Origin of the sequence: Bradyrhizobium sp. AZCC 1678 (assembly GCF_036924765.1) — a bacterium.
GTDB lineage: Bacteria > Pseudomonadota > Alphaproteobacteria > Rhizobiales > Xanthobacteraceae > Bradyrhizobium > Bradyrhizobium algeriense.
On the sequence record NZ_JAZHSE010000001.1, the window covers coordinates 3,673,088 to 3,693,016 of the forward strand.

16 protein-coding genes are annotated in these 19,929 nt (G+C 63.9%); 10 read left to right on the plus strand and 6 right to left on the minus strand.

The window, feature by feature from the left end; all coding sequences use genetic code 11:
* The first annotated feature begins 12 nt into the window (after positions 1 to 12).
* The 10 genes from hutI (at position 13) to pncA (ending at position 13,596) form a co-directional block, all read left to right on the plus strand.
* Positions 13 to 1,227 (plus strand): imidazolonepropionase, encoded by a 1,215-nt coding sequence (gene hutI, locus V1294_RS17365; RefSeq protein ID WP_334498818.1) that lies wholly within the window; start codon positions 13 to 15, stop codon positions 1,225 to 1,227.
* Positions 1,224 to 2,801, plus strand: coding sequence for a histidine ammonia-lyase (hutH, locus tag V1294_RS17370; protein WP_334498820.1), 1,578 nt, complete (start codon positions 1,224 to 1,226; stop codon positions 2,799 to 2,801). The genes hutI and hutH overlap by 4 nt, the downstream gene beginning before the upstream one ends.
* Positions 2,798 to 4,468 carry a urocanate hydratase gene (gene hutU, locus V1294_RS17375; protein ID WP_334498822.1) on the plus strand — a complete coding sequence of 557 codons (1,671 nt, stop codon included), beginning with the start codon at positions 2,798 to 2,800 and terminating at the stop codon, positions 4,466 to 4,468. The genes hutH and hutU overlap by 4 nt, the downstream gene beginning before the upstream one ends.
* 71 nt (positions 4,469 to 4,539) lie before the next feature.
* On the plus strand, positions 4,540 to 5,823 hold the full coding sequence (locus tag V1294_RS17380; protein ID WP_108512851.1) for a cystathionine gamma-synthase family protein: 1,284 nt from the start codon (positions 4,540 to 4,542) through the stop codon (positions 5,821 to 5,823).
* 212 nt (positions 5,824 to 6,035) lie between these two features.
* Positions 6,036 to 8,120, plus strand: a complete 2,085-nt coding sequence (locus V1294_RS17385; RefSeq protein WP_334498824.1) for a hydantoinase/oxoprolinase family protein — start codon at positions 6,036 to 6,038, stop codon at positions 8,118 to 8,120.
* A gap of 2 nt (positions 8,121 to 8,122) precedes the next feature.
* Positions 8,123 to 9,781, plus strand: coding sequence for a hydantoinase B/oxoprolinase family protein (locus V1294_RS17390; protein WP_334504696.1), 1,659 nt, complete (start codon positions 8,123 to 8,125; stop codon positions 9,779 to 9,781).
* A gap of 51 nt (positions 9,782 to 9,832) precedes the next feature.
* Positions 9,833 to 10,831 carry a TRAP transporter substrate-binding protein gene (locus V1294_RS17395; RefSeq protein WP_334481846.1) on the plus strand — a complete coding sequence of 333 codons (999 nt, stop codon included), beginning with the start codon at positions 9,833 to 9,835 and terminating at the stop codon, positions 10,829 to 10,831.
* A gap of 10 nt (positions 10,832 to 10,841) precedes the next feature.
* Positions 10,842 to 11,435, plus strand: coding sequence for a TRAP transporter small permease subunit (locus tag V1294_RS17400; RefSeq protein WP_334481844.1), 594 nt, complete (start codon positions 10,842 to 10,844; stop codon positions 11,433 to 11,435).
* Between the two features lie 55 nt (positions 11,436 to 11,490).
* On the plus strand, positions 11,491 to 12,795 hold the full coding sequence (locus V1294_RS17405; protein WP_334498825.1) for a TRAP transporter large permease: 1,305 nt from the start codon (positions 11,491 to 11,493) through the stop codon (positions 12,793 to 12,795).
* 177 nt (positions 12,796 to 12,972) lie between these two features.
* Positions 12,973 to 13,596 (plus strand): bifunctional nicotinamidase/pyrazinamidase, encoded by a 624-nt coding sequence (pncA, locus tag V1294_RS17410; protein ID WP_334498827.1) that lies wholly within the window; start codon positions 12,973 to 12,975, stop codon positions 13,594 to 13,596.
* A 13-nt stretch (positions 13,597 to 13,609) separates the two neighbouring features.
* Here pncA and V1294_RS17415 read toward each other — a convergent pair whose 3' ends face one another.
* From V1294_RS17415 to V1294_RS17440, 6 genes are read right to left on the minus strand one after another with little or no spacing between them, the layout of a single operon-like run.
* On the minus strand, positions 13,610 to 15,166 hold the full coding sequence (locus V1294_RS17415) for a hydantoinase/oxoprolinase family protein (RefSeq protein ID WP_334498829.1): 1,557 nt from the start codon (positions 15,164 to 15,166) through the stop codon (positions 13,610 to 13,612).
* Between the two features lie 4 nt (positions 15,167 to 15,170).
* Positions 15,171 to 16,280, minus strand: coding sequence for a DUF917 domain-containing protein (locus V1294_RS17420; protein WP_334498831.1), 1,110 nt, complete (start codon positions 16,278 to 16,280; stop codon positions 15,171 to 15,173).
* Positions 16,277 to 16,936 carry an AroM family protein gene (locus tag V1294_RS17425; RefSeq protein ID WP_334504699.1) on the minus strand — a complete coding sequence of 220 codons (660 nt, stop codon included), beginning with the start codon at positions 16,934 to 16,936 and terminating at the stop codon, positions 16,277 to 16,279. Before V1294_RS17425 ends, V1294_RS17420 begins: the two co-directional genes overlap by 4 nt.
* Entirely contained in the window at positions 16,825 to 18,030 is a 1,206-nt protein-coding gene (locus V1294_RS17430) for an ABC transporter ATP-binding protein (RefSeq protein ID WP_334498833.1), read from the minus strand. The genes V1294_RS17425 and V1294_RS17430 overlap by 112 nt, the downstream gene beginning before the upstream one ends.
* On the minus strand, positions 18,027 to 19,079 hold the full coding sequence (locus tag V1294_RS17435) for an extracellular solute-binding protein (protein WP_334498836.1): 1,053 nt from the start codon (positions 19,077 to 19,079) through the stop codon (positions 18,027 to 18,029). The genes V1294_RS17430 and V1294_RS17435 overlap by 4 nt, the downstream gene beginning before the upstream one ends.
* Before the next feature lie 28 nt (positions 19,080 to 19,107).
* Positions 19,108 to 19,929: an ABC transporter permease gene (locus tag V1294_RS17440; RefSeq protein WP_334498838.1), complete on the minus strand. Its 822-nt coding sequence runs from the start codon at positions 19,927 to 19,929 to the stop codon at positions 19,108 to 19,110.

Genomic DNA, 19,929 nt, shown 5'->3' on the forward strand with positions numbered 1-19,929 from the left:
GGGAAATGCTGCATGGCCGAGCGCTTTGATCGAATCTGGCATAATGCCCGGCTCGCCACCGTTCGGGGGGATCTGCCCGACCTCGGCGTAATCGAGCGTGGCGTGATTGCCGCGCGGGATGGCCGTATCGCCTTTGCAGGCAGCCATTCCGACTTTCCATCTGACGTCGACGCGGCTGAACGGATCGATTGCGGCGGGCGGTGGATCACGCCCGGACTGATTGATTGTCATACCCATCTGGTTTTCGGTGGAAACCGCGCCCACGAGTTCGAGCTGCGGCTGCAAGGAGCGAGCTACGAAGAGATCGCACGCGCCGGCGGCGGCATTGTCTCGACGGTCGCAGCGACGCGGGGCTCCAGTGAGGCTGAACTCGTCGCCGGCGCGCTGCTGCGGCTCGACGCCCTGATCGGCGAGGGCGTGACGACGGCCGAGATCAAGTCCGGCTATGGGCTCAACACGGAAACCGAGATGCGGCAGTTGTCAGCCGCGCGCGCGGTGGGCCGCAACCGGCCGGTTGACATCCGGACGACGTTTCTTGGCGCGCATGCGCTGCCGCCAGAAGCCGATGGCGACAAGGATCGATACATCGACCTGGTTTGCCGCGAGATGCTTCCGGCGGTGGCTCAGGCCGGACTTGCAGACGCCGTTGATGCCTTCATGGAAGGCATTGCGTTCTCGGGAGAGCAAACGGCGCGTGTGTTCCGGGCGGCAAGGGCGCTTGGACTGCCGGTCAAATTGCACGCGGATCAGTTGTCGAACCTTGGCGGGGCGGCGCTTGCGTCGGAATTCTCTGCTTTGTCCGCCGATCATCTGGAGCACACGGACGAGGCCGGCGTCGCGGCCATGGCGCGGGCAAGTACGGTGGCCGTGCTTCTGCCGGGCGCGTTCTATTTCATTCGCGAGACGACGAAGCCACCGGTCGAACTGTTCCGTGCCCACGGCGTGAACATGGCGCTCGCTACCGACTGCAATCCCGGCAGTTCGCCGCTGACGTCGCTTCTGCTGGCCATGAATATGGGCGCGACGCTGTTCCGGATGACCGTTGCCGAATGCCTCGCCGGCGTGACGCGGGAAGGCGCGCGAGCGCTGGGCATTCTCGGTGAGACCGGCACGCTCGAGGCCGGCAAATATTGCGATCTCGCGATCTGGGATATCGACCGGCCGGCCGAGCTGATTTACCGGATGGGCTTCAATCCGCTGCACCGCCGGGTGTGGAGGGGACAATGAGCGACCGGGACGCATCCATTGTCGTTTCGCCCGGGAGGGTCAGTCTCGACGATCTGGCGCAGGTGCTTGCCGGCGCTGCCGTCGTGCTCGACTCATCGTTCTGGCCGCGCGTCGAGGCAGCATCGGCCATTGTTGCGAAGGCCGCGGATGCGCATGCGCCGGTCTACGGCATCAATACAGGGTTCGGAAAATTGGCGTCGAAACGCATTCCGCCGGATCAGACGACGCTGCTGCAGCGCAACCTCATTGTGTCGCATTGCTGCGGGGTGGGGCCGCCGACGCCCGAACCGATCGTTCGCCTGATGATGGCGCTCAAGATCGTCTCATTGGGGCGGGGCGCGTCGGGCGTGCGCCGCGAAATCATTGATCAACTCCAGGCCATGCTGGCGCGCGGCGTTTGTCCGCTGGTGCCGCAGCAGGGATCGGTGGGCGCGTCCGGTGATCTGGCGCCGCTTGCGCATATGACCGCCGTCATGATCGGCGAGGGGCAGGCGCTCGTCGACGGCAAAGCTGTGCCGGGTCGCGATGCGCTGGCCGCGGCCAATCTCGTGCCGATTGCCCTCGGGCCGAAGGAAGGCCTCGCCTTGATCAACGGTACGCAGTTCTCGACGGCCTATGCCATTTCCGGACTGCTGCGCGCCCATGGCCTGGCGTGCACGGCGCTGGTGACGGGCGCCTTGTCGGTCGACGCGGCAATGGCATCGACGGCGCCGTTCCGCCCGGAGATCCAGCAGTTGCGGGGGCATGACGGACAAATCGCGGCCGGGGTCGCCTTGATGGCGCTGCTCGAAGGCAGCGACATCCGCATGTCGCATCTCGAAGGCGACGAGCGCGTGCAGGATCCATATTGCCTGCGCTGTCAGCCGCAGGTGGCCGGCGCCGCGCTTGACCTGTTGACGCAAGCCGCCCGCACACTGACGATCGAGGCCAACGCCGTCACGGACAACCCGCTAGTGCTGGTTGAGAGCGGCGAGATCGTCTCGGGTGGAAATTTTCACGCCGAGCCGGTCGCATTTGCTGCGGACCAGGTCGCATTGGCATTGTCCGAGATCGGCGCGATCAGCGAGCGGCGCATCGCCACACTGGTCGATCCCGCGCTGAACTTCGGCCTGCCGCCGTTCCTGACGCCTGATCCCGGCCTCAACTCCGGCTTCATGATTGCGGAGGTGACGGCGGCAGCCCTCTATGCCGAGAACAAGCAGCGCGCCGCGGCCTGCTCGATCGATTCGACGCCGACCAGCGCCAACCAGGAAGATCATGTGTCGATGGCGGCGCACGCGGCGCGCCGTTTGTCCGACATGGCGGACAACCTTGCCGCCATTCTCGGCATCGAGCTGCTTGTTGCGGCGCAAGGCATCGGATTGCGCGCGCCACATACGACCAGCCCTGCGCTTGCGGCGGTCATTGCGGTGTTGCGCGAGCAGGTGCCGGCGCTGGGCGGCGATCGCTACATGGCCGATGATCTTGCAAAGGCAACGGCGCTGGTCGCAGCCGGCACATTGCCGGCCGCCGCAATGTCGGTGCTCAAAAAGAGTCCGTTTCCAATATTTGCCGAGAGAGGTCATCTGTCATGAACCGCCGACTGGACAACGACCGTACGATCCGCGCGCCCCGCGGATCCGAGATCAGCGCCAAGAGCTGGTTGACGGAAGCGCCGCTCCGGATGCTGATGAACAATCTCGATCCTGATGTCGCCGAACGGCCGAGCGAACTTGTCGTCTATGGCGGCATCGGCCGCGCAGCTCGCGACTGGGACAGTTTTGATCGGATCGTTACCTCATTGCGCAAACTCGAGGCCGATCAGACGCTGGTGGTGCAGTCGGGCAAGCCGGTCGGAATTTTCCGCACCCATCCCGATGCGCCGCGCGTGCTGATCGCCAACTCGAACCTGGTGCCGCACTGGGCGACGCTCGATCATTTCAATGAACTCGACAGACTCGGGTTGATGATGTTCGGTCAGATGACGGCCGGATCGTGGATCTACATCGGCAGCCAGGGCATCGTGCAGGGCACCTACGAAACCTTTGTCGAGGTGGGCCGACGTCATTACGGCGGCAGCCTCGCGGGCAAATGGATCTTGACGGCAGGGCTCGGCGGCATGGGCGGCGCCCAGCCCCTTGCAGCGACGATGGCTGGAGCGTCGATGCTTGCGATCGAATGCCAACCGAGCCGTATCGAGATGCGGCTGCGCACCGGTTACCTCGATCGGCAGGCAGGCACGCTTGATGAGGCGCTCGCAATCATGGCGCAGGCGGCAGAGAGCAAGAAACCGGTCTCAGTCGGGCTGCTCGGCAATGCCGCCGATATTTTTCCCGAACTGGTGCGCCGTGGCGTAAAGCCGGACATCGTTACCGACCAGACCAGCGCGCACGATCCGATCAACGGTTACCTGCCGAAGGGATGGACGCTCGCGGAGTGGGAGTTACGACGCAACGCCGATCCGAAAGCGGTTGAAGCGGCGGCCAAGAGCTCCATGGTCGGCCACGTCCAGGCCATGCTGGATTTCCACGCGCAAGGCATTCCCACGCTCGACTATGGCAACAACATCCGCCAGATGGCGAAGGACATGGGATTGAAGAACGCGTTCGATTTCCCCGGCTTCGTTCCGGCCTACATCCGTCCGCTGTTCTGCCGCGGCGTCGGGCCATTCCGTTGGGCGGCGCTCTCAGGGGATCCCGAAGACATTTTCCACACCGACGCCAAGGTCAAGGAGCTGATGCCCAACGACAAGCATCTTCACAACTGGCTCGACATGGCGAAGGCACGGATCAAGTTTCAGGGCCTGCCGGCGCGGATCTGCTGGGTGGGCCTTGGCGATCGCCACCGGCTGGGCCTGGCGTTCAATGAAATGGTGGCGCGCGGCGAACTGAAGGCGCCGATCGTCATTGGCCGCGATCATCTCGACAGCGGCTCGGTGGCGAGCCCGAACCGCGAAACCGAAGCGATGCGCGACGGTTCGGACGCGGTGTCCGACTGGCCGCTCATCAATGCGTTGCTCAACTGCGCTAGTGGGGCCACGTGGGTCTCGCTGCATCACGGCGGCGGCGTCGGGATCGGCTATTCGCAGCACGCCGGCATGGTGATTGTCGCTGATGGAACCCCGGAGGCCGCGCGCCGCATCGAGCGGGTGCTCTGGAACGACCCGGCGACGGGGGTCATGCGTCACGCCGACGCGGGCTACGAATCTGCGATAGAATGCGCCCGTGCCAACGGGCTCGATCTGCCCGGTCTGGCGTCGTAGCGCACCGGAGACTTTGCGCCGCCGATGGTGCGTGCCGGGCTCGATGTTCCCTCAAGACAGCGAGAGCGATCATGGTGAAACCGTTTCCGTCAAAGACCCACATCGGCAACCACGTGCTGCATCCCGAAACGCTGATGCTGAACTACGGCTACGATCCGCAACTGTCGGAAGGAGCCGTCAAACCACCGGTCTTCCTGACCTCGACCTTCGTCTTCAGGACTGCCGAAGACGGGCAGGACTTCTTCGATTACGTTGCGGGCCGGCGCGAGCCGCCCGAGGGGATGGGCGCGGGCCTCGTCTATTCGCGTTTCAATCATCCCAACAGCGAGATCGTTGAGGATAGGCTCGCCGTCTACGAGCGCACAGAGTCCTGTGCGCTGTTCTCATCCGGCATGTCGGCGATTGCGACCACGATTCTCGCATTCGCACGGCCGGGCGACGTGATCCTGCATTCGCAGCCGCTCTATGGCGGCACCGAAACGCTGCTTGCGAAAACGCTTGCCGGCTTCTCGATCAGCGCGGTGGGCTTTGCCGACGGCATCGACGAAGCCGCTGTCGAGCTGGCGGGGCACGACGCCATGCGAAAGGGCCGGGTTGCGATGATTCTCATCGAAACCCCGGCAAATCCCACCAACGGCCTCGTCGATATCGCGATGGTCCGCCGCATCGCCGGCAACATCGGCAAGGCGCAGGGCCACGTGCCGATCGTCGCGTGTGACAATACGTTGCTCGGGCCGGTATTCCAGCGACCGATCGAACATGGCGCGGATCTCTCGCTGTACTCGCTGACCAAATATGTCGGCGGCCATTCCGACCTGATCGCCGGCGCTGCGCTCGGCTCAAAGGCCCTCATGAAAGACATCAAGGCGTTGCGAGGCGCGATCGGCACCCAGCTGGATCCGCATTCCTGCTGGATGCTCGGCCGCTCGCTCGAAACGCTGAGCTTGCGCATGGAAAAGGCCAACCAGAATGCGCGGCTCGTGGCGGATTATTTGCGCGACCACGACAAGGTGGAGAGGGTTCACTACCTCGCTCATCACGAGGAAGCCTCCCAGGCCGGCCGTCTGTTCGCGAGACAATGCCTTGGTGCTGGCTCCACGTTTTCGTTCGATATTGTCGGCGGGCAGGCCGCCGCATTCAAATTCTTGAACTCGCTGCAAATCTTCAAGCTGGCGGTGAGCCTGGGCGGCACGGAGTCGCTTGCCAGCCTGCCGGCAAGCATGACACACTCCGGCGTTCCGGTTGAAATCCGTCAAAAGATAGGCGTTCTCGACTCCACGATCCGATTGTCGATCGGCATCGAGCATCCATCTGACCTAATCGCAGACATTGGGCAGGCTTTGAACGAGGCGTAGCTGCAGCCCGCTTGGGGCCACCGCTGCGTGATATTTCTTTCGATGACCAAATGTGGTTGCAGTTGCTGGACCAGGCAGCGCGAGTTCGTCGACGGTGTGCTGCATGGGTGCCCGGCAAAATAGCTGGGCATGTCTCCGCGGGCGCAATCAATGGCATGGAAATTGCTGAACATTTGGCTACAGTTCGTCGGCCAGCACGCGGAGGTTTTGGAATGCTTGAGGGAGCCGAAGTGCGGCTTGCCGTCGATATCGGAGGCACGTTCACGGATATCGTCCTGGATGTGGGTCAGGATCGCAGAACACGCAAGGTGCTGACGACGCCCACGCGACCGGAGCAAGCGGTGCTGGACGGGATGCGTCTCATTCTGGCCGATGCGCGCGCCCACATATGCGATATCGACGTCTTCATTCACGGCACGACGCTCGCGACCAACGCCATCATTGAGCGCCGCGGCGCGAAGACGGCGCTTGTCGCAACGCAAGGTTTCCGCGACGTGCTCGATATCGGTACCGAGAGCCGCTACGATCAATACGACCTTGCGATCGACAAGCCGAAACCGCTGGCGCCGCGCGCCCTGCGTTTCACGGTCCCCGAGCGCATCGACGCACAGGGCGCCGTGAGGTTGCAGCTCGACGAAGCCGCCGTGCGTGCACTGGTGCCCGAACTGCGCGCGCAGAATGTGGAAAGCGTCGCTTTCGCCTTCCTGCACTCCTATGCCAATCCCGAGCATGAACGGCGCGCCGCCGCGATCCTGAAAGAGGAAATGCCGGGCGTCTGGGTAACGCTGTCGTCGGCGGTGTGCCCTGAAATTCGCGAATACGAGCGGACCTCGACTGCGGTGGCCAATGCCTATGTGCAGCCGTTGATCGACGGTTATCTCGCGCGCATGGCCGAGGGGCTGCAGGCCGAGCAGTTTCGCGGCGCCATCTATCTCGTGACCTCGGGCGGCGGCGTCACTTCGATCGAGACGGCGCGGCGCTTTCCGGTGCGCTTGGTCGAATCGGGACCGGCGGGCGGCGCGATTTTTGCGGCGCAGATCGCGGCGCGTCTCGGCGAGAGCAGGGTGCTGTCCTTCGATATGGGTGGCACCACCGCGAAGATCTGTCTGATCGAAAAGTACCAGCCCGAAACCTCGCGAGTGTTCGAGGTCGATCGCGCCGCCCGCTTCCTGAAAGGGTCGGGCCTGCCGGTGCGTATTCCCGTGATCGAGATGGTCGAGATCGGCGCCGGCGGCGGCTCGATCGCACGGGTCGACGCCTTGAAGCGCGTCACGGTCGGCCCCGAGAGTGCATCATCCGAGCCGGGACCGGCCTGCTACGGCCGCGGCGGTCAACGCCCCGCCGTGACTGATGCGGACGTCGCGCTCGGCAAGATCGATCCGGACGCATTTGCAGGTGGGACGATCAAGCTTGACCCCGAACTGTCCAGACAGGCTTTATTGCGCGACATTGGCGAACCGCTGGGACTGTCGGCGGAAACGTCGGCCTACGCCGTGCATGAGGTCGTGTGCGAGAACATGGCGAGCGCCGCGCGCGTGCATGCGGTCGAGCGTGGCGCCGTCGTCGGCCAGCACACCCTGATCGCCTTCGGCGGCGCCGCGCCGCTGCATGCGGCCCGCGTCGCCGAGAAGATCGGCGTCTCGCGCGTGATCGTACCGTCCAATGCCGGCGTCGGCTCGGCTGTCGGATTTCTTGCCGCGCCCATCGCCTATGAGTTGGTGCGCAGCCGTCATGCCAGGCTCGATGCATTCGATGTCACGGCTGTGTCCGAACTGCTGGATGAGATGGCGACCGAGGCGCGCGCCCTTGTCGAGCCCGGCGCCGCCGGTGCGCCCGTGCGCGAACGCCGCGCCGCCTTCATGCGGTACGTCGGGCAGGGACACGAGATCACGGTCGAGCTGCCGAACCGGCGGTTGACGGCAGCGGATCTCGAAGGCCTGCGCCAGGCCTTCGAGATGGATTATGCGGCGTTATTCGAGCGGTCGATTCCGGGGGCTGCGATCGAGGTGCTGAGCTGGTCGGTGCTCGCGACCACCGAGCCGCGCAATCCGTCGCGCGTTGCCGAGGTGACGCGCAAGCCGGCCGGAAAAGCCGCGGGCAGCCGCAAGTTTTTCGATGGCCGCGCGGGGGTGGTCGTCGAGATTCCGCTGTACCACCGCGACCAGATGGCGCCGGGAGCGACCATCGCAGGACCCGCTGTGATCGCGGAAGATGAGACATCGACATTCGTCTCGACGAACTTTGACGCCCATATCGACGGTGCCGGCAGCATCGTCATGGAACGGAAGGCGGCATGACCATGAATGAGTCAAGCGGCGCGAGCCTGATCGATCTGCAGATCATGTGGCACCGGCTGATCGCCGTGGTCGAAGAGCAGGCACAGGTGCTGCTGCGCACGGCCTTCAGCCCGATCGTGCGCGAATGTGGCGACCTCTCAGCCGGTGTGTTCGACCTCAAGGGGCGCATGCTGGCGCAGGCGGTGACGGGTACGCCGGGCCACGTCAATTCCATGGCCGAGTCGGTCAAGCATTTCATCGCGCATTTCCCGATCGCGACGATGAAGCCGGGCGACGCCTACATCACCAACGATCCCTGGATGGGGACCGGCCACCTCAACGACTTCGTCGTCACCACGCCTTGCTTCAAGGACGGCAAGGCGGTCGCGCTGTTTTCCTGCACCAGCCATTTGATGGATATCGGCGGTATCGGTTTCGGGCCTGATGCCACCGACGTCTTCATGGAGGGGCTCTATATCCCGATGCTGAAGTTGATCGATCAGGGCGTCGTCAATGAAACGTTGATGGCGATGATCCGCAGCAACACGCGTCTGCCGATCGACACCGAGGGCGACACCTATTCGCTGGCCGGCTGCAACGATGTCGGCTGCCAGCGCCTTGTCGAGATGATGCGCGAATTCGAAATCTCTTCGCTCGATACGCTTGGCGATTTCATCTGTGACCGCTCGCGGGAGGCTGTGCTCGCCGAGATCGCCAAGCTGCCGAAGGGCGTCTGGCGCAACAGCATGGTCGTCGACGGCTATGATGCGCCAGTCACGCTCGCGGCGACGCTGACGATATCAGAGCGGGGCATTCACGTCGACTTCGACGGTACCTCGGGCGCCTCGAAGTTCGGCATCAATGTGCCGCTTTCCTATACCACCGCTTACACCGTGTTCGGCCTCGGCTGCGTGGTCGCCTCGCAGATTCCGAACAATGCAGGGTCGCTCTCGTTGCTGACCGTCGCGGCACCCGAGGGCTCGATCCTCAATGCGCCGAAGCCGGCGCCGGTGGCGTCGCGCCATGTCATCGGCCAGATGCTGCCCGACGTGGTGTTCGGCTGCCTGCGTCAGATCATTCCCGAGCGGGTGCCGGCCGAAGGGACATCCTGCCTGTGGAATCTCAATGTGCGCGGACAGACGCGCAGCGGCGCCGGCGGCAATTACGGATTCTCGATGGCGGTGACGAGCAACGGCGGCACCGGCGCGCGTTTTGCCAAGGATGGTTTGTCGGCCACGGCCTATCCCAGCGGCGTACGCGGCACGCCGGTCGAGATCGCGGAGACGCAGACGCCGTTGATCTTCTGGCGCAAGGAGCTGCGTCCGGATTCGGGCGGCGCCGGCCGCACGCGCGGTGGTCTCGGCCAGATCATCGAAGTCGGCAGCGGCGTGGATGCTCCGTTCGACATTCTGGCAGCCTTCGACCGCATCGATCATCCGCCCCGCGGCCGTGATGGCGGCCGTGACGGCGAAGCCGGCTATGTCGGACTGAAGTCGGGACAGAAGCTGCGCGGCAAGGGTTTTCAGACCGTGCCGCCGGACGATCGGCTGGTGGTGATGACGCCCGGCGGCGCCGGGATCGGCGACCCCGGGGAGCGCGCGCCGGAAAGCGTTCGCGACGACATCGAAAGCGGCCTGGTGTCGGGCGCGAATGCGGTTGCGGTTTACGGTTTCGCGGGCTGACGCATCCGGCGACGGCGCAGCACTTCAATTTCAATATGACGGAGAGAACGGATGATTACGCGACGGACTTTCACAGCGGGAGCAGCAACGATGCTCGCCGCCGGCCATCTCTCGACGCGCGCCACGGCGGCAACGGCAAGCTGGGACCTGTCGACGGTGTGGCCCGACGGCAACTTCCACACCCATAACGCCAAGGCTTTCGCCGATGCGGTCAAGAAGCAGACCGACGGCGGCGTCAACATTACGGTGAAGGCCGGCGGCCAGCTCGGCTTCAAGGGGCCTGAACATCTGCGCGCCGTGCGCGATGGTCTGGTTCCGCTCGCCGACGTGCTCAATATCCAGCAGGTTGGCGACGAGCCCTTCATGGGCGTCGAAAGCATTCCGTTTCTCGCCGTCTCCATGGACGAGCTGAAGATCCTGCACAAATATGTGCGACCCGAATACGACAAGGTCGCCGAGCGCAACAATCAGAAGATCCTCTATATCGTGCCCTGGCCGACGCAGTATCTTCACCTCAAGGTGAAGGTGGCGGGCGTCGAGGGGCTGAAGAACATCAAGATTCGCGTGCCCGACAAAAACGCCGTCGACATGCTGAACGCGGTCGGCATGGCGCCGGTCATGATTCCCTGGGGCGAGACCATTCCGGCGCTGGCGTCGGGCGCGGTCGCCGGGGTTTCGACCTCGGCGGTATCCGGCGTCGACGGCAAGTTCTGGGAGTTCATGAAGTACATCTATCCGACCAACCATGTGTGGTCGTCGCAGATGGTGACCGTCAATCTCGATTCCTGGAAGGCTTTGAGCGCGGATCAGCAGAAGCTGGTCGCCGGCATCGCCGCGAAGATGGAGCCGGATTTCTGGGCCAATTCGCTCAAGGCCGACGTCGACAGCCTCAACCGCCTCAAAGAGGGCGGCATGGAGGTGGTGCCGGTGACGGATGCGATGATGACGGATATCCGCGCTCGGACCGCGCCGCTGCTGGAGGCGTTCCTCAAGCGCGTGCCGGCGGCGGACAAGCCGGTGCGGGCCTATCTCGCCGAAATCAAGCGCTAGGAGCGTGGCCGTGGTGAGCGTGCTGCCTGCTCCGCCGGAAAGCCTCAACGCAGCGGCGCCGGCGCCGCTGCGCATCCTGCTCGACGCGATCGATCGCCTCGGCCGGCTCGACGGCTGGATCGGCGGCGGCTGCCTGCTGGCGCTGACGCTGCTGATGCTTGCCGAGGTCGCGACGCGCTTGCTGTCGAATTTCCTGCCGTTCTTTCCTCCGAGCATGTCAATCGCCTGGGAGTATTCCTCCTATCTGATGGCGGCCTCCTTCACCTTCGGCGCGGCCATGACGCTGCGTGTCGGCGGCCATATCCGTGTCGTGCTGCTCTTGAAGAACGTACCGGCGCCGGTCCGGCGTGCGCTGGAGATTCTCTCGGCGTTCGCCGGCTTTGTCTTCATGGCGTTCCTGACCTCGGCGATGGTCAAGTTCGCCTGGGGGTCCTTCACGCGCGGGCAGCTGTCGACGGCAAGCGACACGCCGCTGTGGTTTCCGCAAGCCGTTGTCACCTTCGGGATGCTGCTGCTGACGCTGCAATTTCTGGCGCGCGCCATCCAGGCGGCGCTCGGGCTGCCGCTCGAAGATCATCGCATGAAGGCTTCGCCCGTCGAATGACCACGCGCGCAACGAAGGCCAGCGCCGCCGCTCCCGCCGCCGGAAAGCGAGTTTCATGAGTATCGAAGTCGTCAGCCTGTTCGCCATTCTGTTCGCGCTGCTGGCGGGGGGCCTCTGGATCGGGTTGACCCTTGCACTCACCGCGACCTTGCTGCTTGCGATGTTCCGGTCGATCCCGCTCGACAAGCTGCTACCGCAATACGCCTGGAACATCCTGACCACGCAGGAGCTGCTGGCTCTGCCGCTGTTCATCCTGATGGGCGAGCTGTTGTTCCGCACCAAGTTGTCGCGATCGCTGTTTCAGGGGCTGGCGCCGTGGGCCGGACTGCTGCCGGGACGTCTGTTGCATGTGAACGTGATCGGCTGCACGATCTTCGCGGCGATCTCGGGTTCGTCGGCGGCGACGACGCAAGTGATTGGCCGCATGTCGCTCAACGAACTGCTGCGCCGGGGTTATTCCAGGGATATCGCGATTGGCTCGCTCGCAGGCGCCGGCACGCTCGGCTTTCTGATTCCGCCCTCGAACATCATGATCATCTATGGCGTGCTCGGCGACGTCTCGATCCTGAAGCTGTTCACCGCCGGAGTCCTGCCGGGCCTGCTGCTGGCGGGGACTTTCATGGCCTGGGTGATGCTGCATACCACCCTGAACCGGACGCTGGTGCCGGAGGCCGAGGCGAAGCTTGCGCTGGTCCCCTGGCGTGAACGCTTCGCCGCGCTGAAGGACCTTGCACCGGCTTTGTTTCTGATCGCATGCGTGCTCGGCTCGATGTATGGCGGCCTTGCGACGCCGTCGGAGGCGGCGGCGGTCGGTGTACTCGGCGCCGCGCTGGTTGCCTGGGGCCAGGGATCGTTGTCGCAGCAGGTGATGCGCGATGTGGTCATTGGGTCGGTGGTTACCTGCTCGATGATCGCGCTGATCGTGCTCGGCGCGTCGATCCTGGGGAACGCCGCGGCGTTCCTCGGCATTCCGCAATCCGTGGCCGCGTTTGTGAAAAGCCTTGGCCTGTCGCCCTTCATGCTGATCGTCGTGCTGATCGGCTTTTACCTTGTCCTCGGTTGTTTCCTCGACGGCTTTTCGATGATCGTGATGACGTTGCCGATCGTGCTGCCGATCGTGAAGGCCTCGGGCTTCGATGAGATCTGGTTCGGAATCTTCCTCGTGCTTGCCGTCGAGATGGCGCAGATCACGCCGCCTGTCGGCTTCAACCTGTTCGTTATCCAGGGCCTGACGGATGACGGGCTCGGCTATATCGCGCGCGTGACGTTACCCTACCTGACCATCATGGTCGGCTTCGTGCTGCTGCTGACGCTTTTTCCGGGCATCGTCACGATCCTGCCCAAACTTCTCTACGGATAAACCGCCCCCACGCCGCGGAAGACTGCCGCGACTGACCCCGATTGGCACACCGGCTTTCCAGGGTGAGCACGGCAGAAAGGTGTTCCGCGATTTTAGCCTTGCTTTGCATGGTGGTTTACTTTGGAAAACGCCTGTCTTGCGCTAGAGTTTGGCGATCAAGACAATCGCAGGTCCAGAATGCAGATCCGACCAGGCAACGATGATTTGTTGCTGATTATCGACGTGCAGAACGATTTCTGCCCTGGTGGTGCGCTTGCCGTCGCCGATGGCGATGCCGTGGTGCCAGTCATCAATCGCCTCGCCGAACGCTTCGATCATGTGGTGCTGACCCAGGACTGGCATCCGCCAGGCCACAGCTCTTTCGTCACATCGCATCCGGGAGCGAGCCCCTTCGAAAGTGTCGCTATGCCATATGGTCAGCAAACGCTTTGGCCTGATCATTGCGTCCAGGGCACCGCCGGAGCGGCGTTTCATCCGGAGCTCGCGGTCGACCGGGCAGAGCTGATAATTCGGAAAGGCTTCCGTCCCGAAATCGATTCTTACTCTGCCTTTTTTGAAAACGATCGGCGCACGCCTACCGGTCTGGCGGGTTATTTGCGCGACCGCGGCTTGCGGCGAATCTTCCTCGCCGGGCTCGCCACCGATTTTTGCGTCCACTATTCCGCCGTGGATGCGCGCCGGCTCGGCTTCGACACCGTGCTTGTTGAGGCCGGATGCAGGGCCATCGATCTTGCGGGCTCGCTCGACGCCGCCTGGGCAGGGATGGCTGCCATCGGCGTGCAGCGTGTCAATGATCTTTAGTGCGAGCCGTCGCTTAGGCGACCTCCCGGCTGGCTTCGATCCGGCTGAGCGCGCCGGCAACCCGGACGCGGACGCGCAGTGAATTGCCCGGCAGGTAAGCGATCGGCATATCCTCGATCTCGATTGTCTTCAGGCTGCCGGGATCGGCGCCCGCGTTGATAGCCTTGCGTTCGGCGATTTCCAACGCCGCCGCAATGGCCTCGTCGCGTGCGAGATCGCGGAAGACCTGATCGGCCTCGCCGCTGACGCGGGCAATCGCTGCGCCGACAGCATTGGCGCAATCGCCGAAGGGGACCCGGATGATCTGCGAAACGCCGGCGAGCTTTTTGGGCACCAGGAAGGCGCCGCCGCCTACCGCAATCAGGGGCGCGTCGCCGGCCTCGGTTTTCATGCGGTCGATATTTTCTTCGAGCTGCCGCGTGGCGTCGGCGAGCGCCGCGGCGATCATATCCTTCGAGATCGACGCTGTGCGGGAGCGGTCGCCGACATCGAGCAGTCCGGCGGCGACTGCGATATCGGTCGCGGTCAACTGTTCGCCACCGAAGACAAGCCCGTCCTGCGTCAGACGGTAGCCGACGCTGAGCGGGCCGACCCTCGCCGATGCTGGGTCGATATGGCTGCCGCCACCGAGACCGATCGACAGCAGGTCCGGCATGCGGAACAGCGTGCGCACGCCGCCGATCTCGACGACCGCATTCGCCTCGCGCGGAAATCCATGGCGCAATTGGCCGATATCGCTTGTTGTGCCGCCGACGTCCACGACCAGGGCGTCTTCCAGCCCGGACAGATGCGCCGCGCCGCGCATCGAGTTGGTCGCCCCGGAGGCAAAGCTCATCACGGGAAAGGCGATGGCGGTTTCGGCCTGCATCACCGTGCCGTCGTTCTGGGTGAGGAACAGCGGGGCGTCGATGCCACTTTCGGCGGTCGCCTTGCGGAAGGCGGCCACCGTTTCGACGGCGAGGTCGTGCAGTACCGCATTGAGAAGCGCCGCATTCTCGCGCTCAAGCAGGCCGATCCGTCCAAGATCATGCGACAGTGTAACGGCGACGTCCGGGCAGATCTCCTGCAGGATATCGCGTGCCGCAATTTCGCAGCTCGGATCAAGCGGCGAGAAGATCGACGAGACTGCCACCGAGCGAAGCCCGAGATCGCCGATGCGCCTTGCGGCCGCGCGCATGCCGGCGGTGTCGAAAGGTACGATCGGCCGGCCGTCATAGTCGTGGCCGCCTTCGAGCATGAAAATCTCGCCGCGCACGCCTTCGGCGAGGTCCTGTGGCCAATCGCAGAATGGCGGCAGCGAAGCGCTGGCCGGCATGCCGATCCGGATGGCCGCGACTTTCATCAAATTCCGGCGTTGGACCACGGCATTGATGAAGTGCGTGGTTCCGATCACGACCGCGTCGACCGGCCCCCGCGCGGCGGGATCGGCGCGCAACGCCTTCAGGGCGTCGAGGATGCCTGATGTCACATCCTTCGTGGTGGGACGTTTGACAGCGAAAACCACCTTGTCGCCGTCCAGCAGCACGGCGTCGGTATTGGTGCCGCCGACGTCAATTCCAATGCGTCGCATCAATCTACACTCCAGCGCCAGCGCGCTCTTCGAAAACGGAACAGAAATCCAGGTCGTAGCCAAAGGCTCGGGGCCCGACGAATTCGAGGCCGCGCGGGCTCGTCAGGACGGCGGGAGCGGGCAGGGCCACCACGGTGATACGCTGGCCGTAGCGGACCGTCTCGGTGCCGACCGCATGGCCCGAGACGCTCTCGAGCACGCAGATCAGGTCTGGCGACATCGCAACAGCCTTAGCTTCGCGCCAGGCGACGATCCACTCGTTCTGGAACGAGAGTTCCAGCCGCGAGCCGCGGTCGTCATCAATGCCCTCGATCGCGACAGAGCCGCGCAGAAAGCCTTCCGTCGTCCGGCGGGCGACATCGACCACCTTGCCAGTGAAGAGCCGCTTGCCGCCTTCGCTTTCGAGCAGGGCTGCGATCGGATCGGTATGCAGGCGGTTGGCTTCGCGCACCAGCCGTCCGATCCGGATCGCGGCCGTGGTCGTGAAGTGAATGCCCCAATCCTTCACTTCCCGGCCGGTGCGGGGTGCCTTGCTGGTCGAAGCGATCGAGCCCATCTCGACGCAGATCTTGCGACTGGCCCGCTCCATCCATTTCCAGCTTGGCACTTTCGTGACAATCGCTTCGATGCCGCGCGGATCGTACAGTGTGCAGGGGTAGGGTCGCAGCCCGCCGATCGCCACCGAAGTCATCTGCGCCTCCGGGAACGCGCGCCCCATGCAATCGGCGTCGACGACGGGTATATTGAGATGGGCGGCGGCCATCAGCGCCTGCGTGCCGTTGCCGCCACCGATCTCGACCGACATCACGGCGCGGAATTTGAACCCGCCGAATTCCTCCTGCATCTCAACTGCGCGGGCGATGTTGCGGCTGTCGGCGAGGCGCTCCTGACCGATCAGCGGCGCCCCCATGTTGGAGACAACCGCGACACGATCGTCATCATCGAGATCCAGCGGCGACATCAATTGCACGCGATAGCCTTCCGCGTAGAGCCGGCGCAGGTTGAGCAGGCCCAGATAGGGGCTGCCGCCGCCGCCGGTGCCGAGAATCCAGGCGCCGACGGCGAGGGATTCGATATCCTCAAGCGTGATCTCGGTGAGAACCGGCTCATTCATGCGACCAGCTCCTCGACGGCACGTGCGGCGGCGGCGATGGCGAGGATGACCGGCCCGCCATAGCTCTGGCGTACACGCGCCTTGTTGGCCCGCGTGTAGCTCATGCAATCCATCACGACGAGATCCGGCGACAGGACCGCCATTTTCCGAGCGGCCTCATCGACGGCCCCGGCATCGGAACCCGGCCGCAACGTCACGCCGACAACTTCGACGTCCGGTCGCTGCCATTTTCCGGTGATCAGCGCGGTCTGTTCCGGCAGCGGCGAGAAGATTCCGAGACGTCCCTTCGGAAAAACCGCCTCGACCATATGGTGCAGCACGGCCGAGGGCAGGATCACCAGACCATCCGGCGCAAGATTTGGAAATTTGCCGGTGCAGGCGAGCATGGCGACCTTGACGCCCTCGCGCGCGAAATTCTCGATCTGGATCGCCGCTCGCGCCTCGACCGCCTTCTTGCTGATGGTGACGCTATCGCCATCCGGCAGCAGGGTGAACAGGGCGTCGTGGCCGTCGCTCGGCGGAATCGCGTCTATTTCGGCGCGCGTCATGCCGTCGAGCGCGCCGCGCAGATCGATCTCCAGCCCGGGTGATAGCACCGCTGCGATTTCGTCCACGACGGAAGGCCGCGGGCTCTGGCCGATGACGACCACGCCCATGCGTTGTTGTTGCATGATATCAAATCCCTCAAGATCACGATGTCGGACGGTTTCCAGCGCAGGGCCACGGCAGCGCCGGCTTGAAACAGCTCAAGTGAGCCATTGTTGGGTTGTTGCGCGAGCACGCGCCTGCCGCCGGCCGTCTCGATGCGGTAAAGCACCGAGCCGCCCTGGAAATTAGCGCTCTCGACGACACCATCGAGGCCATGTCCGGTTCGCGCGGACGGGGTGGCCAGACTGATCTTTTCCGGCCGAAGCGCGATTGAAACCGCACCAGTCGCCTCTGGCGGGGCGGCAAGCTCGATCGACAGACCCTTGTCGACCTGCAAGACGGAACCGCCCCCTCCATCGCGGATCACTTCGCCGCGGAACAAGTTGGTGTCACCGATGAAATCAGCGACGAAGCGCGTGCTTGGCCGGTCGTAGATATCGGACGGTGCGCCGATCTGCTCGACCTTGCCGGCATTCATCACGGCGATCCGGTCAGACATCGCGAGCGCTTCTTCCTGGTCGTGGGTGACGAAGACCATGGTCAGGCCGAGTTTGCGCTGCAACTGCTTCAGCTCGAACTGCATCGCTTGCCGCAGCTTCTTGTCGAGCGCACCGAGCGGTTCGTCGCAAAGCAATACCCGCGGCTCGATCACAATGGCGCGGGCCAAAGCGACGCGCTGCTGCTGGCCCCCGGAGAGCTGGCCGGGGCGGCGGTCCTCGTATCCGACGAGCTCGACCTGTGCCAACGCATCCGCGACCTTGCGGGCAATCGTGGTGCGCTCCATGCCGCGCATGCGCAAGCCGAAGGCAACGTTTTCGCCGACCGTGCGATGCGGAAACAGCGCATAGTTCTGGAATACCATCCCCATGTCGCGCTTGTGTGCCGGCACATGGGTGACATCGACCCCACCGACCTCGATGACGCCTTCGGTCGGCGTCTCGAAGCCGGCTATCATTCGGAGAGTCGTCGTCTTGCCGCAGCCGGAGGGCCCGAGCAGCGAGAAGAATTCTCCCTCTCGAATGCTCATATCGACGGCATCGACGGCACGCGTGTTGCCGTCATAGGTCTTGGTGACGGCGACAATGTCGATACGGGCGCTCATGCGCGGAAGATGCGGTTGACGCGGGAATCGATCTCGTCCTTGCGCGCGTTGTACCATTTCCAGTCGGGCTGGATCAGCTTGGCGACCTTCTCCGGCGTGGTCAGAAGTTTTTCATTGTACTTGTCGTCGAGCTTCACCTTGCTGTTGGCAGGCGAATACCAGACCGACTCGGCCAGCGTTTTCTGCACGTTCGGGCGCAGCATGTAGTTCACATAGGCGTTGGCGAGTTCGCGAACCTTGGTGCCCGGCGTGAGCGTGAGGACTTGTTCAAGCGAGAGAACGCCCTCGGACGGCGCGACGAAGGTGGTCGGCTGGTTCTGGCCGTCATAGCGCAGGATGCCGGAATCATGGATCACCGCAAGCCCCACTTCGCCTGAAAGGATCATCTTTTCCATCGTGCCGGTGAAGTCGACGAGCTTGATCGGCTTCAGCTTTTCCAACGCCGCATAGGCGGCGTCGAGATCGGTCATGCCCTTGCCAAAGAGGGCGCCGCTCATCATCAGGAAGGCCTGGCCGAGGCTGTTCACCGGAATGACATAGCCGCCGCGCACGCCGTCATAGGCGCGATCCCAGAGGTCCTTCCAGGACGAGACCTTGCCGTAACCCTTGTCGGTGCGCATGCCGAGGCCGATGGCGCTGGTGAAGATGCAGACGCCGACCATCTTGTCGCTGACGGCGTAGGGATAGACATCGGCGATATTCGGGACCTGCTTGGCGTCGATCTTGGGTTCGACGATTCCCATTTCCCGCGCAGCCCATTGCTCGTTGGAATTGGTGTGCAGCACATCATAGACCGGCGCTGAACGTGGGCTGGCCTGGAGCTTGGGCAGGTATGGAAAGGCCGAGTCCGTCTCGACCTTGCACTTGAACTCCTTCTCGAAGGCGGGGATCAGTTCGCTCGACATGGTCTGTCCCCATTTGCCGCCCCATCCGGTGATGCGCAGCGTTGCCGCATCGGCGCGGGCGATGTGCGGAGCGGCGATCGCGCCGATGCCGGCGGCGGCGCTGGTGGCGAGGAACTGACGTCGGTTCAGCGGCAGGCGGGTCATGGGATGATCCTCTCTCTGGGAATGACAGTCATAGTTTTGCGTAGGATCTGAGCCCGACCGTGCGATCGAGCCCGAAGACGACCAGCACGGCGAGCAGAATCGAGACCACCGAGGCGGCGCCGATCGTTCCGTCCAGATCGAACTTCAGATAGTTGAACAACGTGATCGGCAGCGTTTCGCGGCCCGGGGAGACCAGGAAAAGCGATACCGGAAACTGATCGAAGGAGACGATGAAGGCGAACACGGCTCCCGCCATGACGCCGGGCTTGGTCAACGGCAGCGTCACCTCGAAATAAGTGCGCAAGGGGCCGGCGCCGAGATTACACGCAGCTTCTTCCAGGCGGGTATCGAAGTTCTGCAGAACCGCCAGCGTCGTGCGCACCACGTAGGGAATCGACACCAGCGTATGGCCGAGCACCAGTCCCCAGAGCGGGCGGCCAACATCCAGCAGGACGTAGGACTGGAACAGCGCAAGGCCGGTCAGGATCGCCGGCAGCATGAGCGGAGACAACATGATCGCGGTGATGACGCGCGAGCCGGGCAGTCCGCCGCGCGCCAAGGCGAGGGCGGCGCTGGCGCCGAACAGGGTCGCGGCGATGGTCGTCATCGCGGCGACCTCCAGGCTCAACCACAAAGCATTCATGAAGTCGCGCGAAGCGAAGAATTTTTCGAACCAGCGCAACGAAACGCCAACCGGCGGAAACTGGATATAGGGGGTCGGATTGAGGGCGAATACGAAGACGATGGCGATCGGTGCCAGCAGGAAAACCACCACCGCGACATTGAGGGCCAGGTAGCAGAAGCGGCCGAGGCGAAGGGTAAGGCGAGGGGTGGACGGTGCGGCGATCAT

What these genes read in the sequence shown, in the direction of transcription:
- hutI (WP_334498818.1), top strand. Translation starts at nt 13, where the DNA reads ATGGCCGAGCGCTTTGATCGAATCTGGCATAATGCCCGGCTCGCCACC.
- hutH (WP_334498820.1), top strand. Translation starts at nt 1,224, where the DNA reads ATGAGCGACCGGGACGCATCCATTGTCGTTTCGCCCGGGAGGGTCAGT.
- hutU (WP_334498822.1), top strand. Translation starts at nt 2,798, where the DNA reads ATGAACCGCCGACTGGACAACGACCGTACGATCCGCGCGCCCCGCGGA.
- V1294_RS17380 (WP_108512851.1), top strand. Translation starts at nt 4,540, where the DNA reads ATGGTGAAACCGTTTCCGTCAAAGACCCACATCGGCAACCACGTGCTG.
- V1294_RS17385 (WP_334498824.1), top strand. Translation starts at nt 6,036, where the DNA reads ATGCTTGAGGGAGCCGAAGTGCGGCTTGCCGTCGATATCGGAGGCACG.
- V1294_RS17390 (WP_334504696.1), top strand. Translation starts at nt 8,123, where the DNA reads ATGAATGAGTCAAGCGGCGCGAGCCTGATCGATCTGCAGATCATGTGG.
- V1294_RS17395 (WP_334481846.1), top strand. Translation starts at nt 9,833, where the DNA reads ATGATTACGCGACGGACTTTCACAGCGGGAGCAGCAACGATGCTCGCC.
- V1294_RS17405 (WP_334498825.1), top strand. Translation starts at nt 11,491, where the DNA reads ATGAGTATCGAAGTCGTCAGCCTGTTCGCCATTCTGTTCGCGCTGCTG.
- pncA (WP_334498827.1), top strand. Translation starts at nt 12,973, where the DNA reads ATGCAGATCCGACCAGGCAACGATGATTTGTTGCTGATTATCGACGTG.
- V1294_RS17415 (WP_334498829.1), bottom strand. Translation starts at nt 15,166, where the DNA reads ATGCGACGCATTGGAATTGACGTCGGCGGCACCAATACCGACGCCGTG.
- V1294_RS17420 (WP_334498831.1), bottom strand. Translation starts at nt 16,280, where the DNA reads ATGAATGAGCCGGTTCTCACCGAGATCACGCTTGAGGATATCGAATCC.
- V1294_RS17425 (WP_334504699.1), bottom strand. Translation starts at nt 16,936, where the DNA reads ATGGGCGTGGTCGTCATCGGCCAGAGCCCGCGGCCTTCCGTCGTGGAC.
- V1294_RS17430 (WP_334498833.1), bottom strand. Translation starts at nt 18,030, where the DNA reads ATGAGCGCCCGTATCGACATTGTCGCCGTCACCAAGACCTATGACGGC.
- V1294_RS17435 (WP_334498836.1), bottom strand. Translation starts at nt 19,079, where the DNA reads ATGACCCGCCTGCCGCTGAACCGACGTCAGTTCCTCGCCACCAGCGCC.
- V1294_RS17440 (WP_334498838.1), bottom strand. Translation starts at nt 19,929, where the DNA reads ATGATCGCCGCACCGTCCACCCCTCGCCTTACCCTTCGCCTCGGCCGC.